Below are 20557 nucleotides of genomic sequence, written 5' to 3'. Positions count from 1 at the left end.
AATTAGAACAAGTATGGCGATTAAGCGAATTCTATTTGCAAGTTTACTGGCGACCAGTGTATCTGCAAATGGAGCAGAGAACTTCGTAGTTCAAGATATTGAAATCGATGGATTGCAGCGTGTAGCACTGGGTGCTGCGTTGTTGAAAATGCCTGTACGTGTCGGTGATACCATTGGCCAAGGCGATGTTGCAGAGATTATCCGTGCACTGTATGCATCTGGTAACTTTGAAGATGTGAAAGTGTTACGTGACGGCGGCGTTCTGATGGTTCAAGTCAAAGAACGTCCTACCATTGCCAGCATCTCATTTTCTGGTAACAAAGCAATCAAGGACGAGCAGCTACAAGAAAACCTGAACGCATCTGGTGTTCGTGAAGGCGAAGCGCTTGACCGCACCACGCTAAGCAACATTGAAAAAGGCTTAGAAGACTTTTACTACAGCGTAGGTAAATACAACGCAACAGTAAAAGCGGTGGTGACTCCACTGCCACGTAACCGTTCTGACCTAAAGTTTGTCTTTACTGAAGGCGTGTCGGCAAAAATTCAGCAAATCAATTTTATCGGCAATGAAGTTTTCAGCGATGAGGACCTTCTTTCTCGTTTTAACTTGAATGTTGATGTGCCGTGGTGGAATTTTCTGTCTGACGAAAAGTACCAAAAACAAGTGCTTGCAGGTGATATTGAAGCGCTCAAATCATTCTATCTGGACCGCGGTTACCTAAAATTTAACGTTGATTCGACACAAGTTGCAATCTCTCCTGACAAGAAAGGGGTATACATTACTCTTGGCTTAGAAGAGGGCGAGGTTTACACCGTCAAGGACGTAAAGTTCCGTGGTGATTTGATTGGTGAGGAAGCGACGTTCGAACGACTTGTACCATTTGAAGACAATGAGACGTACAACGGCTCGTTGGTCACTTCAATGGAAGAGGGTATTAAACGTGTGCTTGGTGAGTCCGGCTACGCTTATCCTCAAGTGAATACCATTCCTGAGTTTGACGATGAGAATCAAGAAGTATCTTTGGTCGTTAACGTCGATCCAGGTAACCGAATTTACGTTCGTGATATCCGCTTCACGGGTAACAACTCAACCAAAGATGAAGTCCTTCGTCGTGAAATGCGTCAGATGGAAGGCAGTTGGTTAAACTCGAAATCGATTGAAACGGGTAAAACTCGTCTAAACCGTTTGGGCTACTTTGAAAATGTTGAAGTACAGACGGTTCGAGTTCCTGGTAGTGATGATCAAGTTGACCTAGTTTACTCTGTCAAAGAAGCGAACTCTGGTAGCGTTAACTTCGGTGTTGGCTACGGTACAGAATCGGGTGTGAGCTTCCAGGTTGGCCTGCAACAAGATAACTTTATTGGTAGCGGTAACCGTGTTGGTATCAACGCGATGATGAATGACTACCAGAAAAACATCAGTCTAGATTACCGAGACCCGTACTGGAACTTAGACGGTGTTAGCTTAGGTGGTAAGGTCTTCTACAACGAATTTGAAGCGAAAGAAGCCAATATCGTTGACTATACCAACGAAAGCTATGGTGCGAGCTTAACGTGGGGCTTCCCATTCGATGAGCTGAACCGTTTTGAATTCGGTGTCGGTTATACGCACAACAAGATCGGTAACTTATCGCCTTACTTGCAGGTAGAGCAATTCTTACGAGCACAAGCAGACAACATTGATTCTAGTGGAGCGTTGAACACGAACGACTTCGACTTCAATATCTCTTGGACACGTAATAACTTAAACCGTGGTTACTTCCCAACGGCAGGTAACCACCAACGTGCGTTCTATAAAATGACCGTACCTGGCTCTGACGTTCAATACTTCAAAATGCAGTACGATGTTCGCCAGTATGTGCCATTGACTAAGAAGCATGAGTTTACCCTCTTGTTCCGTGGTCGCTTAGGTTACGGCAATGGTTACGGCCAAACAGATGGTAACGATAACTTGTTCCCATTCTATGAAAACTACTACGCCGGTGGCTTTACGTCGCTTCGTGGTTTTGGTTCAAACTCTGTTGGCCCTAAAGCGGTTTACCGTGATACATCAGGCTCAAACAATGGTGCAGATACAGCAACAGATGACTCTGTTGGTGGTAACGCCGTGGCGCTAGCAAGTGTTGAGTTGATTGTCCCAACACCATTTGCATCAGAAGAAGTACAAAACCAAATTCGTACCAGTATCTTCTTTGATATGGCAAGTGTTTGGGATACGGAGTTTGACTACCGCGATTCAGGTGCGGAATATGGTGACCGTTACTACTACGATTACTCAGATCCAACCAACTACCGCTCTTCTTACGGTGCGGCGTTGCAGTGGATGTCTCCAATGGGGCCACTAGTATTCTCACTAGCGAAACCAATTAAGAAATTTGATGGCGATGATGAAGAGTTCTTCACATTCACTATCGGTAGAACTTTCTAAAGAGGAAAATATTTTGAATAAAATGATCAAAGCGGCTGGGATTGGCCTTCTTGTACTGAGCTCTTCAATGTTTGCAAATGCGGCAGAAGCTGCACAGAAAATTGCTTACGTAAATACAGCTCAAGTTTTTCAAGCTCTTCCTCAACGTGAAGTTGTACTACAAAAAATGCAGAAAGACTTCAAAAGCAAAGCTGATGAACTGAAGTCAATCCAAGCACAAGCTAAAACAAAGATTGAGAAGCTACAACGTGACGGCGAGCTTTTGGGTCAAGACGAAGTTGAAAAGCTACGTATCGATATCGCGAAGCTAGACAGCGAGTACAAAGTGAAAGCACAAGCACTTGAAAAAGCAAGTGCGCGTCGTGAAGCTGAAGAAAAAGCGAAGCTTTTCAAAACGATTCAAGATGCAGTTAAGAAGGTCGCAGACAAAAATGGTTACGATCTTGTGATTGATATCTCTGCTTTACAGTACGGCAAGCCAGAATACAATATCTCTGAAGACGTAATTAAAGCTCTAAAATAAGAAGTTATGAAGACATTAACATTAGCCGAATTGGCGACAATTACCGGGGGTGAGCTGTTTGGTGACGAGTCTCTCGTTGTAAGCCGTGTTGCCCCAATGGATAAAGCACAAGAAGGTGATGTAACCTTCTTGTCTAACCCAAAATACGCAAAACACCTTTCTGAGTGCCAAGCTACCGTTGTTATGGTAAAGGCTGAGCATAAAGAGCAATGCGTTGGAAATGCGCTAGTGGTTTCAGACCCTTATGTCGCATTTGCTCGTGTGGTCCAAGCGATGGATACCACACCAAAACCGGCTGACGATATTGCACCAAGTGCTGTGATTGCCGCTGACGTTAAGATGGGTGAGAACGTTACAGTCGGCGCTAACGCCGTGATTGAAACGGGCGTGGAACTCGGCGACAACGTAAGCGTTGGCGCTGGTTGTTTTATCGGTAAGAACGCCAAGCTAGGGAATAACACCAAGCTTTGGGCTAATGTCACTATCTATCATGAAGTGTCATTGGGTGATGACTGTCTCGTTCAATCGGGTACTGTCATTGGCTCTGATGGCTTCGGTTATGCGAACGACAAAGGCGAGTGGATCAAAATCCCTCAGCTTGGTTCAGTGCGTATCGGTAACCGCGTTGAGATTGGTGCTTGTACTACGATTGACCGCGGTGCACTCGAAGATACTATCATTGAAGACAATGTCATTCTGGATAACCAACTTCAAATCGCGCACAACGTGCAGATCGGATATGGTACCGTGATGCCTGGTGGTACTATTGTCGCGGGCAGTACAAAAATTGGTAAGTACTGCCAGATTGGCGGCGCGTCTGTTCTGAATGGCCATATCACTATCGCAGATGGTGTGGCGATTACAGGTATGGGCATGGTAATGCGCAGTATTGAAGAAAAAGGCCTTTACTCATCAGGTATTCCACTACAAACGAACAGAGAGTGGCGTAAAACCGCAACTCGAGTTCACCGTATTGATGAGATGAATAAGCGCCTAAAAGCGGTTGAAAAACAGCTGGAACAGAAAGAAGAAAGTTAGAACAAGTTATCTTTCGCTCTGTATTTAACGTGAAAGCTAACAGGCTCTAGTTCCATATTCTGTACGAAGACTCGCGAAATGCGGGTCTTTTTCTTCTATAATGACGCGCTCTAAGTAGATTTAACTCCAAGATGGTGCGTATTTTGCTAGTATATTGCAAAGCGATTCGGCTTTACGACCTGTTGCCACGTTTGCCATCCTGGCTGCAAAAAATTGATATAGGAAGACGACTTTGACTACTGAAAAGAAAACGATGAACATCTCTGAAATTCAAGAGCTACTACCTCATCGCTACCCATTCTTATTGATCGACCGAGTGATAGACTTCCAAGAAGAGAAGTACCTTCACGCGATTAAAAACGTGTCGGTTAACGAACCTCAGTTCACAGGTCACTTTCCTCAACTACCAGTATTCCCAGGTGTTTTGATTTTAGAAGCAATGGCTCAGGCAACAGGCTTACTTGCATTTAAATCATTTGGTGCACCAACAGAAAATGAACTGTACTACTTTGCAAGCGTAGACGGCGCGAAATTCCGTAAACCAGTGGTTCCGGGCGACCAATTGGTTATTGAGGTAGAATTTCTGAAAGAACGTCGCGGCATTGCTGCATTTAGCGGTGTAGCAAAAGTTGACGGCGAAGTGGTATGTTCTGCAGAACTGAAGTGTGCTCGTCGAGAGTTTTAATATGATTCATGAAACCGCTAAAATCCACCCGGCAGCGGTGGTAGAAGAGGGCGCCAAAATTGGTGCTAACGTAACTGTCGGTCCTTTTACGTACATCACCTCTACGGTTGAAATTGGTGAAGGCACAGAAGTGATGTCTCACGTTGTGATCAAAGGCCATACGACTATTGGCAAAGATAACCGTATTTTCCCTCATGCTGTCATTGGCGAAGAAAACCAAGACAAAAAATATAGTGGTGAAGACACAACTGTGGTTATCGGTGATCGTAACGTCATTCGTGAAGCGGTCCAAGTTCACCGCGGCACAGTGCAAGACAAAGCAACCACGATCATTGGTGATGACAACTTATTATGTGTGAATGCACACATTGCGCACGATGTTGTTATTGGTAACCATACTCATATCGGTAATAACTCGATTCTTGGTGGTCACGTTACTGTTGAAGATTATGCCGGTGTGATGGCACTGTCTGCGATTCATCCGTTTTGTACAGTGGGCGCCTACGCGTACATTGGCGGCTGCTCAGCAGTGGTGCAAGATGTCCCAGCTTACGTACTCGCGCAAGGTAACCACGCGACTCCTTTCGGCTTGAACCTTGTTGGCTTGAAGCGTAACGGCTTTGAGAAACCAGAGATTCGTGCGCTGCAAAAAGCGTATAAAGAAATCTATCGTTCAGGTAAGACGCTAGAAGAAGTGAAGCCTATTCTGGCTGAAATGGCTCAAGAGTGGCCGGCTGTGAAGCGTTTCTCAGATATTCTGGAAACGACGGAACGTGGCATTATTCGTTAATTGGCGAATGAACCAATAAATAAAAAGATCGTGACCGAATTTGAGGTTACGATCTTTTTGTGTTTTATGGATAAGGCAAACCGTTATCCATAGCGCACAGGAAAAATAGCGAAGTAGATATGGAAAGACCATTACGTATTGGCATCATTGCCGGAGAATTGTCTGGCGATACGCTAGGTGAAGGCTTTATCAAAGCAGTAAAGCAACAATATCCAGACGCAGAGTTCGTAGGCATTGGCGGTCCGAAAATGATAGCCCAAGGTTGCGAGTCTCTGTTTGATATGGAAGAGCTTGCGGTGATGGGATTAGTCGAGGTTTTAGGCCGCTTACCGAGACTTCTTAAAGTGAAAGCTGAGCTCGTTCAGTATTTTACTCAGAATCCGCCTGATGTTTTCATCGGGATCGATGCTCCTGACTTCAACTTACGTCTGGAACTTGACCTCAAGCAAGCGGGTATTAAAACCGTTCATTACGTGAGTCCGTCTGTTTGGGCTTGGCGTCAGAAGCGAATCTTTAAAATAGAAGCGGCAACGAACTTGGTGCTAGCATTTCTTCCGTTTGAGAAAGCGTTCTACGACAAATTTAATGTACCTTGCGAGTTCATTGGTCATACCTTGGCTGATTCCATCCCACTAGAATCAGAACAAGCGCCTGCACGTGACTTGCTTGGTTTAGAACAAGATAAAAAGTGGCTTGCTGTTCTGCCAGGCAGCCGTGGTAGCGAGTTAAAAATGCTCTCAGAGCCATTTATTGAAACCTGCAAGTTACTCCATAAAAAATTTCCAGAACTGGGGTTTGTTGTCGCGCTTGTTAATCAAAAACGCCGCGAACAGTTTGAACAAGCCTGGAAAGAACTCGCACCAGAGTTGGACTTCAAGTTAGTTGATGACACCGCACGCAACGTCATCACCGCATCCGATGCCGTGATGCTGGCCTCTGGTACCGTAGCGTTGGAGTGTATGCTTCTCAAGCGTCCAATGGTGGTGGGTTATCGTGTGAATGCATTTACCGCTTTCTTGGCTAAACGTTTATTGAAAACGAAGTATGTGTCATTGCCGAATATCTTAGCGGATGATGAGCTCGTTAAAGAATATCTACAAGATGAGTGCACACCAGACAATTTGTTTACTGAGGTTTCTCGCTTATTGGAAAGCGACAATAAACTGATGTTAGATAAGTTTACGGAAATGCATCATTGGATTCGTAAAGATGCGGACCAACAAGCCGCAAACGCGGTTCTAAAACTGATTGAAAAATAGAGATTTATCATGGCTGTTAAACCAAAAGCGACCAAAACCAAAGTTGAACTCCCTCCGTTTGAATATCCGCAAGGTTACCAGCTTGTGGCCGGAGTCGACGAGGTCGGACGTGGCCCTTTGGTGGGAGACGTTGTCACCGCTGCGGTTATCCTTGATCCTAACAATCCTATTGAAGGGTTGAACGATTCGAAAAAATTGACCGAAAAGAAACGCATGGCGCTGCTTCCTGAAATCAAAGAAAAAGCATTGGCGTGGGCGGTCGGGCGTTGTTCTCCTGAAGAAATCGATCAACTGAATATTTTGCAGGCGACTATGGTTGCGATGCAGCGTGCAGTGGCGGGGTTACAGGTTCAACCTGATTTGGTGTTGATTGATGGTAACCGTTGTCCGGAGCTGCCAATGGATGCTCAAGCTGTAGTAAAAGGCGATCTACGTGTTGCCGAAATCAGTGCGGCTTCAATTATTGCCAAAGTCGTGCGTGACCAAGAGATGGAAGAGTTGGATAAACTTCATCCACAATTTGGCTTCGCGAAGCACAAAGGTTACCCAACTAAAGCGCACTTTGAAGCGATTGAGCAACACGGAGTGATCAGTGAACACCGCAAGAGTTTCAAGCCAGTAAAAAAAGCGTTAGGCATAGAATAATCAAACGATCTAATTGGTGTTATAAACCCAACCTCTTTAGGTTAGAATCCCCAACAAAATAGAGTTACACGGTACCTGTTAATGTCAGATCCCAAATTCATCCACCTGCGTGTTCATAGTGACTTCTCGATGGTGGATGGCCTCAACAAAGTTCCGCCAATCGTAAAGAAAGTTGCTGAGCTCGGTATGCCCGCAATGGCGTTGACCGACTTTACCAACCTATGTGGTTTGGTGAAGTTTTACGGTACGGCGCATGGCAGTGGTGTTAAACCGATCATTGGTGCTGACTTTAAAATGCAGTCGGACGAGTTTGGTGAAGAGCTGACACAAGTGACTTTGCTTGCGGCGGATAATGTGGGTTATAAGAACCTGACGTTATTGATATCAAAAGCGTACTTACGCGGACATGTTCAACACCACCCTGTGATTGATAAAGTCTGGTTGGCTGAAATGTCTGAAGGCTTGATTGTATTATCCGGCGGTAAAAGCGGGGAAATTGGTCGCGGCCTTTTGAAAGGCAACCGTCAAATAGTGCAAGGGTGTGTTGATTTTTATAAACAGCATTTTCCAGATCGCTTTTATCTTGAGTTACTTCGTACCGGTCGTCCAGATGAAGAAACTTATCTTCACTTTGCAGTTGAATTGGCAGAGCAGCAAGACTTGCCAGTAGTGGCGACCAATGAAGTTGTATTCCTGAGTCCAGACCTATTTGATGCTCATGAAATACGCGTAGCGATTCACGATGGTTACACATTAGAAGATCCGCGTAGGCCAAAAAACTACAGTCCGCAGCAATATCTTCGTACAGAAGAAGAAATGTGCGAGCTGTTTGCTGATATTCCTGAAGCGTTAGAAAACAGTGTCGAGATAGCGAAACGTTGTAACGTGACTGTGCGCTTAGGGGAGTACTTCCTACCAGCCTTCCCAACTGAAGGGATGAAAGAGACTGAGTTCTTAGTCATGAAATCCCGAGAGGGCTTGGAAGAGCGTTTAGAGTTCCTATTTCCAGATGAGGAAGAGAGGAAACGTCGTCGCCCTGAATATGATGAACGTCTTCAGATAGAGCTAGATGTTATCAACCAAATGGGATTTCCTGGTTACTTCTTGATCGTAATGGAGTTCATCCAGTGGTCAAAAGATAATGGAATTCCTGTAGGTCCTGGACGTGGTTCCGGTGCCGGCTCTTTGGTGGCTTACGCATTAAAAATCACCGACCTGGATCCATTAGAATACGACTTGCTGTTCGAACGTTTCTTGAACCCAGAACGTGTCTCGATGCCCGATTTCGACGTCGATTTCTGTATGGATAAACGTGACCAGGTTATTGACCACGTTGCGGAAATGTACGGTCGTGACGCGGTGTCTCAGATCATCACGTTTGGTACCATGGCGGCAAAAGCGGTAATCCGTGACGTTGGCCGCGTATTGGGTCATCCATTTGGTTTTGTTGATCGTATTTCAAAGCTGATCCCGCCCGATCCAGGCATGACGCTAGATAAGGCGTTTAAAGCTGAACCTGCACTACCTGAATTGTATGAGGCCGATGAGGAAGTTAAAGAACTCATCGACATGTGTCATATTTTGGAAGGCTGTACGCGAAACGCCGGTAAACACGCTGGTGGTGTTGTAATTTCACCTACAACAATTACCGATTTTGCGCCAATTTATGCAGACGCTGAAGGTCACTTTCCGGTTACTCAATTTGATAAAAACGATGTTGAGACCGCTGGCCTAGTTAAGTTTGACTTCTTGGGTTTACGTACCTTAACCATTATTGACTGGGCGTTAGGGCTGATTAACCCACGTCTAGAGCGAGAAGGTAAAGAACCGGTTCAAATTGAATCCATACCGTTAGAAGACCCAGCCTCTTTCCGTTTGTTGCAAAACTCTGAAACGACAGCAGTATTCCAGCTTGAATCTCGAGGTATGAAAGAGCTGATCAAGCGACTTCAGCCAGACTGTTTCGAAGACATTATCGCATTGGTAGCACTCTTCCGTCCGGGTCCTTTGCAATCGGGCATGGTAGATAACTTTATCGACCGTAAACATGGTCGAGAGGCGATCTCTTATCCAGATGAAAAGTGGCAACACGAGTCGCTAAAAGAGACGCTTGATCCAACCTACGGCATCATCCTGTACCAAGAGCAGGTAATGCAGATTGCGCAGATCTTAGCGGGTTACACGCTAGGTGGTGCGGACATGCTCCGTCGTGCAATGGGTAAGAAAAAGCCAGAAGAGATGGCAAAACAACGTGCTATCTTTGAAGAAGGTGCGATAAAGAACGGTATCGATGGCGAGTTGGCGATGAAAATCTTCGACTTGGTAGAGAAGTTCGCTGGTTATGGTTTTAACAAATCGCACTCGGCTGCTTATGCATTGGTTTCTTATCAGACTCTTTGGCTGAAAACCCATTATCCTGCCGAATTTATGGCCGCGGTAATGACAGCTGATATGGATAACACGGAAAAAGTCGTTGGCTTGGTCGATGAGTGTTTCCGTATGAAGCTCACCGTGCTGCCACCAGACATCAACTCTGGCCTATATCGCTTTAATGTTGATGAAAATGGCGCAATTGTTTACGGTATTGGTGCGATAAAAGGGGTAGGTGAAGGCCCTATCGATGCGATTCTTGAGGCGAGAAATAAAGGTGGTCACTTTAAAGACCTATTTGATTTCTGTGCTCGAGTTGATCTAAAACGCGTCAATAAACGAGTGATAGAGAAGCTGATCTACGCGGGTGCGTTAGATCGACTAGGTCCACACCGCGCGGCGATGATGGCGTCACTCAATGATGCGGTAAAAGCGGCAAGTCAACATCACCAAGCCGAGGCGTTTGGTCAAACGGATATGTTTGGTGTGCTAACGGATGCGCCTGAAGAAGTAGAGCACAAGTATACGCAAGTTCCGCCTTGGCCAGAAAAAGTGTGGTTAGAGGGCGAGCGTGATACCCTAGGTCTATATTTGACAGGGCACCCAATTAACGCCTACGTAAAGGAACTAAACAAATACACCAGTTGTCGACTAAAAGACGCAACGCCTACGCGTCGCGACCAATCTGTCACGGTGGCTGGTTTGGTTATTGCCGCTCGCGTAATGACGACTAAGCGTGGTACACGAATTGGCATTATGACACTGGATGACCGAAGTGGTCGCATGGAAGTGATGTTGTTCTCAGATGCACTGGATCGATACGCTGAACTTCTCGAAAAAGACAGAATTTTGGTCGTTTCTGGACAGGTCAGCTTTGATGACTTCAACGGTGGCCTTAAAATGTCGGCGCGTGAAGTTATGGATCTCGGCAGTGCGCGCGAGAAATACGCTCGTGGTTTGTCGGTATCGATCGATGCAACTCAGATCAACGATCAGTTTTTTGAGCAGTTCAGCCGTATTTTAGAACCGCACAAAGCCGGAACCGTACCCGTCAATGTATACTACCAGCGTGCCGACGCCAGAGCGCGGTTAACATTGGGCACCGAGTGGCGAGTAACGCCAAGTGATACATTACTCGACGATTTAAAACAGTTACTTGGCAAAAGCCAGGTAGAACTCGAATTTAACTAAAAATTCAGCGCAATATGTTAGACGCTGAGTAAACAAGGATTCATAGATGAGCCTAAACTTTCTTGAATTTGAAAAGCCAATTGCAGAACTAGAAGCGAAAATTGAAGCATTACGTGATGTCTCTCGTCACGGTGGTGATTCTGCGATTGACCTGGATAAAGAAATCGAACAGCTTGAGAAGAAAAGCTTAGAGCTGAAGAAAAAAACCTTCAGCGACCTAGGCGCATGGGAAACAGCTCAACTGGCTCGTCACCCACTACGTCCTTACACGCTGGATTACATCCAACACGCTTTTGAGGAGTTTGATGAATTAGCGGGTGACCGCGCGTTTGCAGACGACAAAGCGATTGTGGGTGGCATGGCTCGCCTTGAAGGCCGCCCTGTGATGATCATTGGTCACCAAAAAGGTCGTGAAACCAAAGAGAAAGTGAAACGTAACTTTGGTATGCCAAAACCAGAAGGTTACCGTAAAGCGCTACGTTTGATGGAAATGGCTGAGCGTTTCAACATGCCGATCATCACATTTATCGATACGGCTGGCGCGTACCCAGGTGTGGGCGCAGAAGAGCGTGGTCAATCTGAAGCTATCGCGAAAAACCTAAAAGTGATGTCTGGTCTTAAAGTGCCAGTAATCTGTAACGTTGTTGGTGAAGGTGGTTCAGGTGGCGCACTAGCAATTGGTGTAGGCGACTACGTGAACATGCTTCAGTACTCTACATACTCAGTAATCTCTCCTGAAGGTTGTGCTTCAATCTTATGGCGTGATTCTGACAAAGCACCGCAAGCGGCAGAAGCGATGGGTCTAACTGCTCCTCGTCTTAAAGAGCTTGAACTGATCGACGAAATCATTGAAGAGCCACTAGGCGGCGCTCATCGCGATCATGTTCAAATGGCAGCGAATATGAAAGCGACACTACTTCGTCAGCTAGAAGATCTAGAACAATTGGATGAAGAGACGCTACGTGAACGTCGTTACCAGCGCCTAATGAGCTACGGTTACTGTTAATTTCGGTGATTGCTATTAAGCGTTAGCTGATATCTCAAGTGATAACAGTTAAAATAGAAAGGGTTGGATGAGAGTCCAGCCCTTTTTTGTACCTATCGGATCGCTTATGGAATCGCTTTACCCGCATTTTGCTCAAGTTCTCTGCCGCTACTATCAATCAGGCACTAAGGTTGTCTTGGCGTTTAGCGGAGGAGTGGATTCACGTCTTTTACTCGAATTACTCAGTCGCTATCAACAAGCGCATTCGATAGAGTGCCATGCCGTATATGTGCACCATGGTTTGAGCTCGAATGCCGATGATTGGGCCGATAAATGCTTACTTTGGGCAAAACAAGTGGGCATATCATGCTCGATTGAGCGAGTGAGCTTAGACATCAGCAATGGTGAAAGTATTGAACTTCTTGCTCGTGAAGCTCGCTATCAAGCCTTAACTAAGTACATTCAAGAAGGCGATATACTGTTGACCGGCCAACATGCTGATGATCAACTAGAGACTTTTCTCCTTGCTCTTAAGCGAGGCAGCGGGCCAAAAGGGTTATCTTCGATGGCGGAGAGTATGCCGTTTTCTGGCGGATCCCTAGTTCGACCATTGCTTACTATCAAGCGGAAGACCATCGAAGACGCGGCTACTAAGTTAGGCTTGGAATGGGTGGAAGACGAAAGCAACCAAGATACTCGTTATGATCGTAACTTTCTTCGTCATTGTGTTATCCCTGAATTGTCTGGTCGCTGGCCTAGTATCCATCAAGCGGTTCAGCGCAGTGCAAGCTTATGTGCTCAACAAGAAGCGCTATTGGATGAACTATTGAGCGCGGTGTTTGAACGCGCTTTACAAACGGATCTAAGTTTGAGTATTGAAGAACTGGCTAAGCACAGTGAATTAGCGCGTGCGCGCTTGATTCGTATGTGGCTGGCTAAGCTTAATACTAGTATGCCGACTCAGGTACAACTCAATCTTATCTGGAATGAAGTCGCATTAGCTCAGCAAGATGCCAACCCCAAACTACAACTTAAACAAGGTGAAGTGCGCCGTTTTCGAAATCGTCTCTATTGGGTAACGGAAATAGCTGACGTCACTGAGTGGCAAAGTACGATTCAAGTCGATACCGTTTTATCGCTTCCAGAGCGGCTAGGGGAGCTGACCTTAACGACGAGTTCTAGCAACGCAACGATTGCGCTTCCGAGTCAGCCAGAATTGCTTCGCGTGACCTTTAATCCGGAAGGCTTATCAGCGCATCCAACCACGCGTAATCACAGTCGAAAACTGAAGAAGTTGTTCCAAGAATACAATGTGCCAAGCTGGCTGCGTCGTCAAATTCCGATTTTGATGTACCAAGACCGAGTCGTTGCTGTGGCAGATCTGTTCGTTGATCAGGCGTTTAATGGTCAAGATTGTGAACTTATTTGGCGCAGGTAATGAAAATTCATGCCACAATGTCGATTATAAAATATAAAAATCCTTAAATAATAATTGATTAGGTGAAGCAATGAAGAAAACAATCATGGGCGCAATGGTGGCGCTAACCATGCTCAGTGGGCAGGCTCTAGCTGCGGGAGATGCCACAGCAGGTCAAGCAAAGGCAGGAGTATGCGCAGCATGTCATGGTGCCGACGGTATTGCTGTCATTCCGGGTTACCCAAACCTGAAAGGGCAAAATGAGCAATATATTATCAGTTCAATTAAAGCCTATAAAAACAAAGAGCGAACAGGTGGTCTTGCTGCTGTTATGCAAGCTCAAGCTTCACTGTTGTCTGATGAAGACATCGCTAATCTAGCGGCTTACTACGCAAGTTTGAAGTAAACGCGCGTCTGAAAAAGCTTGGACGATTGGGCATTGAGCAGTCCTTACTTGGGTTTTATCAACTCACGATATTCGCTATGTTAATTTGCTCAATCTGGATTTTCGCTGGTGGATCATAGACAAACATTGAATGTTGCGAAACGCTAAACGATAATAAGCGCAATCGATTGAAGCTTAAGGGATGAACATGAAAAAAATTGAAGCGATTATCAAGCCATTTAAATTGGATGATGTTCGAGAAGCGCTAGCTGAAGTTGGCATTACAGGGATGACCGTCTCTGAAGTGAAAGGCTTTGGTCGCCAAAAAGGTCACACCGAGCTTTACCGTGGTGCAGAGTACATGGTGGACTTTCTGCCTAAAGTGAAGCTCGAAATCGTTGTAACGGAAGATGTGGCTGATAAATGCGTAGAGACGATCATTGAAACCGCGCAAACCGGCAAAATTGGTGATGGTAAAATCTTTGTTACTGATGTTGAGCGTGTGGTTCGTATCCGTACTGGTGAAGAAGACGAAGACGCGATCTAAGGTTTCTTGTTACCTGTCTCGTATTTATTATGCTAAAAGGGAGCCAAGTGGCTCCTTTTTTGTTTTTTACTTTCAGTGAAATCAAATAACCCGAGGTTGGTTGTTCCAGTTTTAGGGTGCGTATATTCAGGTTTGTCGTATGTTTAAGCGTTTTTTTCTGGCGTTAGCTTTTCTTATTATGGCGGTATTGGTCGGCTTCCAGGTTATTTTCACCGTACCAGATCAGCCGCAAATCATTACTCAAACAGGTTCAGAGCTGACGCAGGATATTAGGTGTATCGAATTTAGCGGCTCAAAAGCTCTGGATCAGGGCGGTGAAATCAATGTACTTGTCTGGAATATCTACAAACAGAACCGGAATAATTGGCAAAGCGCACTCAATGAATTCTCTGCTGATAAGCAGCTGCTGTTATTGCAAGAAGCCAGCATGACACCATCTTTTAAGCAATGGTTGGTGGATGGCAACTGGGTCAGCAACCAAGTGAGTGCCTTTAAGGCGCTGGGCAGCGGTGCGGGTGTGATTAGTATCGCTCAAGGGCAACCAGAAAAAGCCTGTGCTTATACGTCTAAAGAGCCTTGGCTGCGTTTACCCAAGTCTGCACTATACAGCCAATATCAATTAAGCAATGGCGAGAGACTCGCTGTGGTGAATGTACATGCAATTAACTTCACGGTTGGCACGCAAGAGTATGTCTCTCAGTTAACGGCTCTTGAAATGCTTTTAAAGCATCATACAGGGCCGATCCTATTCGCTGGAGACTTCAATAGTTGGAGTGAATCTCGCGTTAATGCGATGCGACAGACCTTAAAAGCCGCGGACTTGCAAGAAGTGACGTTCTCGCCTGATCATCGAGTCCAATTTATAACGGGATTACCGTTGGATCACGTATTTTACCGAGGACTGACCCTCAAATACGCGAAAGCGCCGCAGAGCGACGCTTCCGATCATAACCCATTGTTACTGTCATTTACGTTAGATGACTAGCTTAGGTCACTACAATATAAAGCGCCCAAATAACGTAGAAGAATACCCATGGCAGGCTTGCAATCACCAAGGCTTGCCCACGTTCAAACTCAGTCCAAGTAAGCACAACACCGTAGCCCAGTACAATGTACCAAGGCAGCAGTAGTGGTAGTGAGCTGGCAAAATGCGACCACTCGTTGGTGAGTGGCAGTTTTAATAGACCATTGAGGCTGTTTAAATCTGCTGCGTAAGTCATCACCTGGCCATGCTTGAGCAATAGGCTCGCGTAGCTTGCTATATCGCCTAGTACTGCTGGGAATAAGATTGCACACGACGCGGCAAACCACTTCCAGTAACCATATTGTTGCTTGCTTGCCTTCGTTGCAAGAAAGAACCAAAGCGCAAGCAACAGTAAGGTGGCAAAGCGGTTGAATACATCATTGATGATCGCACTTGCCATTAGCGTGTTTGGCTCTAATAGCTCAATCTGCTTTGGGTCGATTTGCTGAAACTGCTCGGCAAGTTGGTCACTGAGCCACGTGAAATCGACATTCGAAAAGTAAGCGCCCCAGAATAAAAACGGACTAAGCATCAAGAAGATGAACGGTTGCCATCCCCATCCGCCGCGTTGGTAAAGTGCTAGAAAGCAAGATGTTGGAGAACGAAAAATGTCCAACAGCATCACAAGTGGGTTGCTTGATGGGTTCATACACTTACCTTCGTTACGTCAACGTACAACTTAAGTTTTTGACCTGGTTGTAAGTATTTTTTCTTGTGTAGCGAGTTCCATTTTACGATGTCGTTTGTTTTTACTTTGAACTTGCTTGCAATGCCGCTAATGGTGTCACCGGAGCGAACGTTGTAGAAAACGGTACGGATCACAGCACCTTTGTCTGAGTCCTTCCAAATCACGAGCTTTTGACCCACACGCAATGGATCTTTAGGGCCCATGCCATTCCATTTTGCTAACGATTTATACGATACTTTATTTTCACGTGCGATTGACCACAAACTTTCTCCAGACTGAACGACATGAGTGAGCTTAAGTTGTCCACGAGCACGTGATTGAGTCTTGCTTAATCGGTTTTGTGCCGTTAATGCGTATTTTGCATCGTCTTTTGTTGATGTCGGAATCAACAGGTATTGACCAATACGAATGTTGTTGTTCGATAGGCCGTTGGCACGTCGAATCACTTTTGTGGTTGTGCCGTATTTATTAGCTAGCACACTTAAAGAGTCACCAGACTTCACCTTGTAGCGAGCGACCTTCATACCTTTACCACGGTTTTTCTCCACCTTAGTGAGAAAAGTCTCTTTTTTCTCTACCGGAATCAAAAGTTGGTGCGGACCTTCAGGCGCAGTCGACCATTGGTTGTATGCAGGGTTGTAACTTTGTAACTCTTTCACACCAATGCCGGCATAATCTGCTGCAATGGCCAGATCAAGTTGTTCTTTCGGATCGACAAGCGTTAGAACAGGTTTGTTTGGAATCGCAGGAATATTAAGTCCGTACTTGTCTTGGTTTGCGATGACGTCAGCCAAAGCTAGCAGCTTAGGAACGTAACTGCTGGTCTCTTTTGGTAAGTCCAATGAGAAGAAATCGATAGGTTTACCGAGCTTTTTATTCTTACGAATTGCGCTAGAAACACGGCCACCACCACTATTGTAAGCGGCAATTGCATGCTCCCAGCTACCATCAAAACGCTCGTTTAGTTGTACAAGGTAGTCCAGCGCGGCATCCGTTGCTGCTGCCACATCTCGGCGACCGTCATACCAGTAGTTTTGCTCTAGTCCCATCATCTTTCCGGTGCCAGGGACAAATTGCCACAATCCAGCTGCACTACCGTGTGAGTAGGCAAAGGCATCGAATGAGCTTTCCACCACAGGAAGCAAAGCAAGCTCCATTGGAAGTCCACGCTCTTCGATACGTTTTGTGATCATGTATAGAAAAGGAGTCGCACGCTTAGACACCGTGTAAAGGTGATTCGGGTGCTTTAGATACCACGTACGGTAGTAGTCCACTTTCTTATGGTTTGGGATATCCATTTCAAGTTGCATGGCGATACGTTGCCATACATCTTCTTGTTCCTGAGGGGAAAGAACTTTAGGCGCGTCGTTAGCGGATTTTTTTGCTAAAGACGATGTGTTGCCCGGTTGAGCCTTCGCTGCATTTTGTTTTGCAGTCTGCTCAGATTTATTGGCTTCTGGTGTAGAAGACGTTGAGTCTGACTGAGTCAATTGACAGCCAGATAATAACAACGCCAACGCCCAGGTATACTTCAAACGCATGGATTCAGCCTATTTAGGGCCTTTTTATCTTCACCTGCCTGTCGCGCAACACAATGTGCGTGGCAGTCGCAAGATAATAGACATCTTTTAAACACTAACTAATTAATAGAGGCAAAGAGCTTCTAAATTATGCAATGGGGAGAAATTCAAATAGATTTATATCAACCCCAAACGTAAGAGAAGCGCCAGTGGCGCTTCTCGAAAAATCAGCCCCTGATAATACTGGGGTCTTGCAAACTTACAAGCAGAAAATGGTTAAAATTCGTTCTTCCACTCACGCAAAGCAGTAAAAACCGAGCATGGATCGCTATTTTTAATACGACTAGCAACAGATTGAACCACGTCAGGATTGGTGGTTCGCAAGAACGGATTAATCCACTTTTCTTTGCGTATTGTTGTTGGAAGTGTCGGAATGTTTAGGGCTCGCAGTCGGTTTACATCATCGCGATATTGACGGAGCTGCTCATTATCAGGCTCAACCGCTAAAGCAAACGCCACGTTACTCGCGGTGTATTCATGCGCGCAGAAGACTTGAGTTTCTTCTGGTAGAGACGTTAGCTTGTTTAGTGACTCAAACATTTGCTCTGGCGTACCCTCAAAAATACGACCGCAGCCTGCGGAAAACAACACGTCACCGCAAAACAGTTTTCCGTCTCCAACGTAACCGATATGACCTAAGGTATGGCCTGGTAAACCTAGCACTAAAAAGATTTCGCCAAATAACTCCAGTTTGTCGCCTTCTTCCATGGGGGTGGTTAGGGTCGGAATTGGCTCAGATTTCGGGCCCACAACGGCGACTTCAGGAAAGGCACGCACTAAGTCTGGAACGCCACCAATGTGATCGTTGTGGTGGTGCGTAATTAAAATCGCTTCTAAAGTTAATTCGTTAGCCTGCAAGTATTCTAACACTGGCTTCGCATCGCCCGGATCAACGACTGCGCAACGCTTATCGCTATTTTGTATCAGCCAGATGTAATTATCATTAAATGCGGGTATGCTTTTGATCTCTAACACGATTCGTTCTCCGTCACCCATTTTAGTCAGGTGGTTAATGAAACCAGCACTCAGCAACAAAACTATACCACACCCGTCGACTTGGTCAGCAATGAACAACGGTCCGTGGGTGCTTGAGTCAATCCAGACCCGACTTGATGAATGGTGTCCGAAACTCTTCGGTTACCATATGCTCAAACTGGGCGGGTTGAGCTGTGAGCTAACCAGCTGTAATTGTAACATTCAACACCAAGTCAACGTAGATATCCAGAACCCGTTGCATAATGTGATTGCAGATGGTTACGAATTGCCCTTTTTGGAAAAAAGCTTTGATGTTGTGATACTCGCTCATCAGCTCGACTATGCAAGCGATCCACACCGTTTGCTACGGGAAGTCGATAGAGTGATGATGGATGATGGTTATTTGATAATCACTGGATTTAACCCACTAAGTTTGACTGGATTAGCGAGTTTGCTTCCATGGCGTAAACATAATTTGCCTTGGAGTGGACGAATGTTTACGTCGAACCGCATCAACGACTGGTTAGGGTTACTTAATTATCAAGTGATTCATTGCGATCGTTACGCGCTGTTTCCGATGAAGCGTTACCGCACGATGTGGACATGGTTGGAAAACAGTCTCGGTGATTGGGCGTCACCTGCAGGGAGTTTGTATTACATTGTGGCAAGGAAACGAACATACCCTCTCAAGCCTATCAAACCGCATTGGCGTTTGAAGAAAAAGCTCACACCACTAGGGGTGATGAATCGAGAGGGCAATACTATGAGGAAAGAATCTCGTTAAGAGGGTTGGTAACCAGTATCTTCCTCGGTTGGGTTTTCTGCGGCGGTACGGGCTAGCTCATCACAAATTTCATTCTCACGATGACCAGCGTGGCCTTTTACCCAGTGCCATTCAACTTGATGGCGTGCGGTTTCTTTGTCTAGAGCTTGCCATAGATCGGCATTCTTAACGGGTTTTTTATCCGCTGTTTTCCAGCCACGCTTCTTCCAGTTATGGATCCACTGAGTAATACCTTGGCGCACATATTGACTGTCAGTCGTTAAAGTGACTTTGCAAGGTTGTTTTAACGTCTGCAGCGCGACGACAGCCGCCAACATTTCCATGCGGTTGTTGGTGGTTAACGTGTAGCCTTTGGAAAGCGTCTTTTCTACGTCTTTGTAACGCAATACAATGCCGTAACCACCTGGTCCTGGGTTACCTAAACAAGAACCGTCAGTGAAAATCTCAACGTGTTTGGTCATATTTTTTGGTACTATTAGCCGAAACATTTAATAAAGCATAGTCTGACATACATAACCTTATGAATACCAGCAGCAATTCTGAATATAACCGCATTGTCGTTCTCGATACCGAAACCACAGGTATGAACCGCGAGGGTGGTCCTCACTACATGGGACACCGCATTATTGAAATCGGTGCCGTGGAGATCATCAACCGTAAGCTGACTGGTCGTCACTTCCACGTTTATTTAAAACCCGATCGTGAAATCCAACCAGAAGCGGTTGAAGTTCACGGTATTACGGATGAATTCTTGGTTGATAAACCGGAATACGCGAGCGTGCACCAAGAGTTTCTTGAGTTTATTAAAGGCGCAGAACTTGTTGCCCACAACGCGCCCTTCGATACCGGCTTTATGGATTACGAGTTTGGCATGCTCGATCCTAACATCGGCAAAACGGACGACTACTGCAAGGTGACCGATACCCTTGCTATGGCGAAGAAAATCTTCCCTGGTAAGCGAAACAACCTTGATATCTTATGTGAACGTTACGGTATTGATAACTCGCACCGTACACTCCACGGAGCTTTGCTCGATGCGGAGATTCTAGCCGACGTTTACCTCTTTATGACGGGGGGTCAAACGAGTCTAGAATTTAACGCGAATAAACAAGAGGGTGGGGTAGAAACCATTCGCCGTATTGAAGGAAGAAAAGCGCTAAAGGTTTTGCGCGCAAGTGCCGATGAACTAGAAGCTCACCAAAAAAGATTAGAGTTGGTGAACGACTGTATTTGGCATCAATAG

19 protein-coding genes are annotated in these 20557 nt (G+C 45.6%); 15 read left to right on the top strand and 4 right to left on the bottom strand.

Features of this window, described 5'->3' with window-relative positions; genetic code table 11:
• The first annotated feature begins 13 nt into the window (after window positions 1–13).
• From bamA to L3V30_RS02340, 13 genes are all read left to right on the top strand, one after another.
• Window positions 14–2428, top strand: coding sequence for an outer membrane protein assembly factor BamA (gene bamA / locus L3V30_RS02400; RefSeq protein WP_006741664.1), 2415 nt, complete (start codon window positions 14–16; stop codon window positions 2426–2428).
• Window positions 2429–2441: 13 nt separating this feature from the next.
• Window positions 2442–2951, top strand: a complete 510-nt coding sequence (locus L3V30_RS02395) for an OmpH family outer membrane protein (RefSeq protein ID WP_005391804.1) — start codon at window positions 2442–2444, stop codon at window positions 2949–2951.
• Window positions 2952–2957: 6 nt separating this feature from the next.
• The gene (lpxD, locus tag L3V30_RS02390; RefSeq protein ID WP_124008423.1) at window positions 2958–3989 is read left to right on the top strand and encodes a UDP-3-O-(3-hydroxymyristoyl)glucosamine N-acyltransferase; all 1032 of its coding nucleotides are present in this window, start codon (window positions 2958–2960) and stop codon (window positions 3987–3989) included.
• 232 nt (window positions 3990–4221) lie between these two features.
• Entirely contained in the window at window positions 4222–4674 is a 453-nt protein-coding gene (gene fabZ / locus L3V30_RS02385; protein ID WP_005380349.1) for a 3-hydroxyacyl-ACP dehydratase FabZ, read from the top strand.
• 1 nt (window position 4675) lies between these two features.
• Entirely contained in the window at window positions 4676–5464 is a 789-nt protein-coding gene (lpxA, locus tag L3V30_RS02380) for an acyl-ACP--UDP-N-acetylglucosamine O-acyltransferase (RefSeq protein WP_145473568.1), read from the top strand.
• Window positions 5465–5583: 119 nt separating this feature from the next.
• Entirely contained in the window at window positions 5584–6723 is a 1140-nt protein-coding gene (lpxB, locus tag L3V30_RS02375; RefSeq protein WP_237308248.1) for a lipid-A-disaccharide synthase, read from the top strand.
• Window positions 6724–6732: 9 nt separating this feature from the next.
• Entirely contained in the window at window positions 6733–7368 is a 636-nt protein-coding gene (gene rnhB / locus L3V30_RS02370) for a ribonuclease HII (RefSeq protein ID WP_005380361.1), read from the top strand.
• Window positions 7369–7449: 81 nt separating this feature from the next.
• Complete coding sequence (dnaE, locus tag L3V30_RS02365) at window positions 7450–10929, top strand: DNA polymerase III subunit alpha (RefSeq protein ID WP_145473571.1); 3480 nt, start codon at window positions 7450–7452, stop codon at window positions 10927–10929.
• A 46-nt stretch (window positions 10930–10975) separates the two neighbouring features.
• Window positions 10976–11935: an acetyl-CoA carboxylase carboxyl transferase subunit alpha gene (accA, locus tag L3V30_RS02360; RefSeq protein ID WP_005380365.1), complete on the top strand. Its 960-nt coding sequence runs from the start codon at window positions 10976–10978 to the stop codon at window positions 11933–11935.
• A gap of 106 nt (window positions 11936–12041) precedes the next feature.
• Window positions 12042–13352: a tRNA lysidine(34) synthetase TilS gene (gene tilS / locus L3V30_RS02355; protein ID WP_237308247.1), complete on the top strand. Its 1311-nt coding sequence runs from the start codon at window positions 12042–12044 to the stop codon at window positions 13350–13352.
• A gap of 70 nt (window positions 13353–13422) precedes the next feature.
• On the top strand, window positions 13423–13737 hold the full coding sequence (locus L3V30_RS02350) for a cytochrome c (RefSeq protein ID WP_012841507.1): 315 nt from the start codon (window positions 13423–13425) through the stop codon (window positions 13735–13737).
• A gap of 187 nt (window positions 13738–13924) precedes the next feature.
• Entirely contained in the window at window positions 13925–14263 is a 339-nt protein-coding gene (gene glnB / locus L3V30_RS02345) for a nitrogen regulatory protein P-II (protein ID WP_005436810.1), read from the top strand.
• A gap of 139 nt (window positions 14264–14402) precedes the next feature.
• Window positions 14403–15248, top strand: a complete 846-nt coding sequence (locus tag L3V30_RS02340) for an endonuclease/exonuclease/phosphatase family protein (protein ID WP_237308246.1) — start codon at window positions 14403–14405, stop codon at window positions 15246–15248.
• Between the two features lies 1 nt (window position 15249).
• Here L3V30_RS02340 and L3V30_RS02335 read toward each other — a convergent pair whose 3' ends face one another.
• The 3 genes from L3V30_RS02335 to gloB form a co-directional block, all read right to left on the bottom strand.
• Window positions 15250–15936, bottom strand: a complete 687-nt coding sequence (locus tag L3V30_RS02335) for a YIP1 family protein (protein ID WP_237308245.1) — start codon at window positions 15934–15936, stop codon at window positions 15250–15252.
• Entirely contained in the window at window positions 15933–17516 is a 1584-nt protein-coding gene (locus L3V30_RS02330; RefSeq protein ID WP_237308244.1) for a LysM peptidoglycan-binding domain-containing protein, read from the bottom strand. Before L3V30_RS02330 ends, L3V30_RS02335 begins: the two co-directional genes overlap by 4 nt.
• A 255-nt stretch (window positions 17517–17771) precedes the next feature.
• The gene (gloB, locus tag L3V30_RS02325; protein ID WP_006741673.1) at window positions 17772–18530 is read right to left on the bottom strand and encodes a hydroxyacylglutathione hydrolase; all 759 of its coding nucleotides are present in this window, start codon (window positions 18528–18530) and stop codon (window positions 17772–17774) included.
• A gap of 37 nt (window positions 18531–18567) precedes the next feature.
• Between gloB and L3V30_RS02320 the strand changes: the two genes are divergently transcribed.
• The gene (locus tag L3V30_RS02320) at window positions 18568–19314 is read left to right on the top strand and encodes a class I SAM-dependent methyltransferase (protein WP_012841508.1); all 747 of its coding nucleotides are present in this window, start codon (window positions 18568–18570) and stop codon (window positions 19312–19314) included.
• Here L3V30_RS02320 and rnhA read toward each other — a convergent pair.
• On the bottom strand, window positions 19311–19775 hold the full coding sequence (rnhA, locus tag L3V30_RS02315; protein WP_012841509.1) for a ribonuclease HI: 465 nt from the start codon (window positions 19773–19775) through the stop codon (window positions 19311–19313). The two genes, L3V30_RS02320 and rnhA, sit on opposite strands and share 4 nt — an antisense overlap.
• A gap of 59 nt (window positions 19776–19834) precedes the next feature.
• Between rnhA and dnaQ the strand changes: the two genes are divergently transcribed.
• A complete protein-coding gene (dnaQ, locus tag L3V30_RS02310; protein WP_005380385.1) occupies window positions 19835–20557 on the top strand; it encodes a DNA polymerase III subunit epsilon in 723 nt (240 codons plus the stop codon).

This window comes from Vibrio sp. A1-1, assembly GCF_021728175.1.
GTDB classification, from domain to species: Bacteria; Pseudomonadota; Gammaproteobacteria; order Enterobacterales; family Vibrionaceae; genus Vibrio; species Vibrio diabolicus.
Note: the sequence above shows the minus strand (reverse complement) of the source record. Positions and strands in the feature narration are given on the sequence as shown.

What these genes read in the sequence shown, in the direction of transcription:
- accA (WP_005380365.1), top strand. Translation starts at nt 10,976, where the DNA reads ATGAGCCTAAACTTTCTTGAATTTGAAAAGCCAATTGCAGAACTAGAA.
- rnhB (WP_005380361.1), top strand. Translation starts at nt 6,733, where the DNA reads ATGGCTGTTAAACCAAAAGCGACCAAAACCAAAGTTGAACTCCCTCCG.
- L3V30_RS02320 (WP_012841508.1), top strand. Translation starts at nt 18,568, where the DNA reads ATGAAACCAGCACTCAGCAACAAAACTATACCACACCCGTCGACTTGG.
- bamA (WP_006741664.1), top strand. Translation starts at nt 14, where the DNA reads ATGGCGATTAAGCGAATTCTATTTGCAAGTTTACTGGCGACCAGTGTA.
- L3V30_RS02340 (WP_237308246.1), top strand. Translation starts at nt 14,403, where the DNA reads ATGTTTAAGCGTTTTTTTCTGGCGTTAGCTTTTCTTATTATGGCGGTA.
- tilS (WP_237308247.1), top strand. Translation starts at nt 12,042, where the DNA reads ATGGAATCGCTTTACCCGCATTTTGCTCAAGTTCTCTGCCGCTACTAT.
- glnB (WP_005436810.1), top strand. Translation starts at nt 13,925, where the DNA reads ATGAAAAAAATTGAAGCGATTATCAAGCCATTTAAATTGGATGATGTT.
- L3V30_RS02350 (WP_012841507.1), top strand. Translation starts at nt 13,423, where the DNA reads ATGAAGAAAACAATCATGGGCGCAATGGTGGCGCTAACCATGCTCAGT.
- L3V30_RS02330 (WP_237308244.1), bottom strand. Translation starts at nt 17,516, where the DNA reads ATGCGTTTGAAGTATACCTGGGCGTTGGCGTTGTTATTATCTGGCTGT.
- lpxB (WP_237308248.1), top strand. Translation starts at nt 5,584, where the DNA reads ATGGAAAGACCATTACGTATTGGCATCATTGCCGGAGAATTGTCTGGC.
- L3V30_RS02335 (WP_237308245.1), bottom strand. Translation starts at nt 15,936, where the DNA reads ATGAACCCATCAAGCAACCCACTTGTGATGCTGTTGGACATTTTTCGT.
- rnhA (WP_012841509.1), bottom strand. Translation starts at nt 19,775, where the DNA reads ATGACCAAACACGTTGAGATTTTCACTGACGGTTCTTGTTTAGGTAAC.
- lpxA (WP_145473568.1), top strand. Translation starts at nt 4,676, where the DNA reads ATGATTCATGAAACCGCTAAAATCCACCCGGCAGCGGTGGTAGAAGAG.
- lpxD (WP_124008423.1), top strand. Translation starts at nt 2,958, where the DNA reads ATGAAGACATTAACATTAGCCGAATTGGCGACAATTACCGGGGGTGAG.
- dnaE (WP_145473571.1), top strand. Translation starts at nt 7,450, where the DNA reads ATGTCAGATCCCAAATTCATCCACCTGCGTGTTCATAGTGACTTCTCG.
- dnaQ (WP_005380385.1), top strand. Translation starts at nt 19,835, where the DNA reads ATGAATACCAGCAGCAATTCTGAATATAACCGCATTGTCGTTCTCGAT.